The sequence below is a fragment of the Spirulina sp. CS-785/01 genome (assembly GCF_028330525.1).
Classification (GTDB): domain Bacteria; phylum Cyanobacteriota; class Cyanobacteriia; order Cyanobacteriales; family Spirulinaceae; genus JAQMSD01.
The window spans coordinates 1-3,138 of the sequence record NZ_JAQMSD010000057.1 but is presented as its reverse complement, the minus strand read 5'-3'; the positions used below and the strand labels follow the sequence as shown (position 1 = coordinate 3,138).

Genomic DNA, 3,138 nt, shown 5'->3' with positions numbered 1-3,138 from the left:
CGTGCAGACTCAGCCATAAATCCTGTAAAAAGGTAGGCTACCTTCGCCAGGGTCATCACACCCAAGTGTAAACGCCAGCACTTGGCTCTGTGGTCTGTAATTAAACTGAATACCAACGATGAATGGAGGTAGTGTTACAGACGTAAAAAGCCCTTTGAAGTTTGTCGAGGCCAACCTTACAGTTTAACTGAGTGGCTGAAGAAGCCCTGAAAATCATGTGCAATTACACATTTCTCATTGACCAAAATCAAACCCCTTTGAAACCTGTTCATCCAGCACAAGCCAGAAAACTCCTCAACTGGGGTAAAGCCTCAGTCTTCAGACTTTATCCATTCACTCTCATCTTAAAAAAGTCGATTCTTGACCCAAATGTTTATCCACTAACTCTGAAAATTGATCCAGGTTCTCAAGTAACAGGCTTTGCTTTAGTAACAGACAGAGGAGAAGTGGTGTGGAGAATGCAACTGGAGCATCGTGGAGCTATCATTAAGAAACGGTTAGACCAAAGACGAGCGTTAAGAAGACAGCGACGTTCTCGACTTCGTTACCGTAAACCTCGATCTAGAATGCGTGACTTGTTTGAGTTTTCGCTAAATGGCACGTAAGATGTTATTCAGTCTTTACTCAGGAGACTTTCAGGAAAATTTATAATATAATAATTTATTGTTGGTCGCCATTCATCCCCCATTAAATCAAAGATTATAATGGGGGCATTCTGGCGACATTTTAGTAAAAAATTTATGGTCATCGCCCTCCAATCTGTTGATAATCGCCATCAAGATTTAGTGATAACTCCCTCTCCAACCGGGTTATCGTTACAAGGCCGGGTGCAAATTCCGGGGGATAAGTCGATTTCTCATCGGGCCTTGATGTTAGGGGCCATAGCCCAAGGCACAACTACAGTTAAAGGCTTATTATTAGGGGAAGACCCCCGGAGTACAGCCTCCTGTTTTCAGGCCATGGGGGCGAAAATTTCGGCGTTAAATGACCAAGATGTGACCATTGAGGGGGTTGGGTTAGGGAAGTTACAAGAACCCCAAGATGTGCTAAATGCAGGGAATTCTGGTACAACGTTGCGGTTAATGTTAGGGGTACTCGCTTCTCATGCTAACCGCTTTTTTGTGGTGACGGGGGATGACTCCTTGCGATCGCGCCCCATGTCTCGTGTCATCCAACCCCTCACCCAGATGGGGGCCACCATTTGGGGCCGCCAAGCTCATACCCTCGCCCCCCTAGGGATTCAAGGCCAAGAACTCCAAGGCATTCACTATCATTCCCCCATTGCCTCGGCCCAAGTGAAATCTTGTCTTCTCTTAGCTGGACTCTCGGCCCAAGGGGAAACCACAGTCACAGAACCCGCCATATCACGGGATCACAGTGAACGGATGTTAAAGGCATTTGGGGCCGACATTACCACTGATCCCGAAACGCGCACAGTGACAGTAAAAGGCCAGGCCGCCCAATTACAAGGGCAAACGGTAATTGTCCCTGGGGATATTAGTTCGGCGGCCTTCTGGTTAGTCGCTGCGGCCATTACCCCAGGATCGGAGTTAGTGGTGGAAAATGTGGGCATGAACCCCACACGAACGGGGGTTTTAGAGGCATTAGCCCGCATGGGGGCCGATATTACTCCGGAAAATGAGCGCGTTGTAACGGGTGAACCTGTGGCGGATTTACGGGTGAAAGCGAGTTCCTTACAGGGATGTGAAATTGCAGGGGATTTAATTCCCCGGTTAATTGATGAAGTGCCGATTTTAGCGGTGGCGGCAACGTTTGCCCAGGGGACGACAGTGATTAAAGATGCGACGGAATTACGAGTAAAAGAGAGCGATCGCTTGGCCGTTATGGCAACAGAATTAAATCGTATGGGGGCAAAAATCAGCGAATTCCCCGATGGGTTAGAAATTACCGGGGAAACCCCGCTACAAGGGGCAGAGGTGGATAGTTACACCGATCATCGGGTGGCCATGAGTCTTGCGATCGCCGCCTTAAATGCCACCACCCCCACCACCATCCACCGAGCCGAAGCCGCCGCTATTTCTTACCCCGATTTCATTACCACATTAGATTCATTACCACATTAGATTCACTACCACATTAGAAAAAATTTGTCAATAAAATTAACTCTAAAATCGTCCTAATTATAATTATGAGTTTATCCCCTTTGGGGGTGGCTCTCGTCACTGTTTAGGGGAAGCATTAGCCATGTGGGAACTCAAATTAGTAGTTGCCACCATCATGAGAAACTATGACCTAAAATTAACCAGCAATGAACCGGAAATCCCCGTCAGACGAGGCGTTAATTTAACCCCTAAGCGAGGCGTTGCAATGGTCGTTCAATAGTATATTTCGGAGCATCGAACACCTCGAAAGCATCGGGAAGGCCGAAGGGCATCCCCCCCATCCCCCTTTTTCGGAAAACCGCAAAAGAACTTTTTCGGTTTTCTCCCCTGAAATCTCCTGACAGCTTCGTCATAATCAGAATTGAAAGGTTCAATACGAACCTCACTCGAAGAATTCTATGGAGGTGGAAGGAATCTATGGCACTCTTACGTTGGCAACCTTTTTCCGAACTAGAAAACCTTCGCCGTCAAATGGATCAAGTCTTTGATGACATCAACGGCATGACGGGTATCGAAAGCAATAACCCGTTAGGTTGGCAACCTGCCATCGAACTGTCTGATCGAGATAATAACCTGATCTTACGGGCGCAGATCCCCGGCTTAAACGCAGAAGATTTAGATATTAGCGTGAGCCGTGATACCGTGACACTTAAAGGTGAACATCGTCAGGAAGACGAGTCCCAAGATCAAGGGTTCTATCGTTCTGAATTCCGGTACGGTAGCTTCCAACGCACCATTAACCTACCTGTCGCGGTAGAAAACGATCAGGTTGAAGCAGAATTTAACAATGGTGTCCTCACCTTAACTCTACCCAAAGTTGAGGAAGCGAAAGACAAAGTAGTGAAAATTAACTTAGGTAGCAACAAGCAAGAACAACTTCAATGACCCCCACCTACTTCGTGAGGTGGGGGAGTGGGGAGAGATAACCTTCCCGTAGCTGCGAATAGCTCTCCAGGGGTATTGCGGATTAACACTACTGGTCGTTTCTCTAGACCGGATTAGCTGTAAGGGGGCG

The 3,138-nt window shown here is 47.4% G+C and carries 4 protein-coding genes; all 4 read left to right on the top strand.

The annotated features are described in order from the left end of the window. Window positions 1-191: 191 nt before the first annotated feature. The 4 genes from PN462_RS03230 to PN462_RS03215 all read left to right on the top strand — a co-directional run bounded on the left by PN462_RS03230 (window position 192) and on the right by PN462_RS03215 (window position 3,008). A complete protein-coding gene (locus PN462_RS03230; protein ID WP_272126499.1) occupies window positions 192-605 on the top strand; it encodes an RRXRR domain-containing protein in 414 nt (137 codons plus the stop codon). 135 nt (window positions 606-740) lie between these two features. After that, entirely contained in the window at window positions 741-2,084 is a 1,344-nt protein-coding gene (gene aroA / locus PN462_RS03225; protein ID WP_272126498.1) for a 3-phosphoshikimate 1-carboxyvinyltransferase, read from the top strand. A 73-nt stretch (window positions 2,085-2,157) separates the two neighbouring features. After that, window positions 2,158-2,343: a cytochrome P450 gene (locus PN462_RS03220; RefSeq protein WP_272126500.1), complete on the top strand. Its 186-nt coding sequence runs from the start codon at window positions 2,158-2,160 to the stop codon at window positions 2,341-2,343. 197 nt (window positions 2,344-2,540) lie between these two features. After that, the gene (locus PN462_RS03215) at window positions 2,541-3,008 is read left to right on the top strand and encodes an Hsp20/alpha crystallin family protein (protein WP_272126497.1); all 468 of its coding nucleotides are present in this window, start codon (window positions 2,541-2,543) and stop codon (window positions 3,006-3,008) included. The last annotated feature ends 130 nt before the right edge of the window (window positions 3,009-3,138 follow it).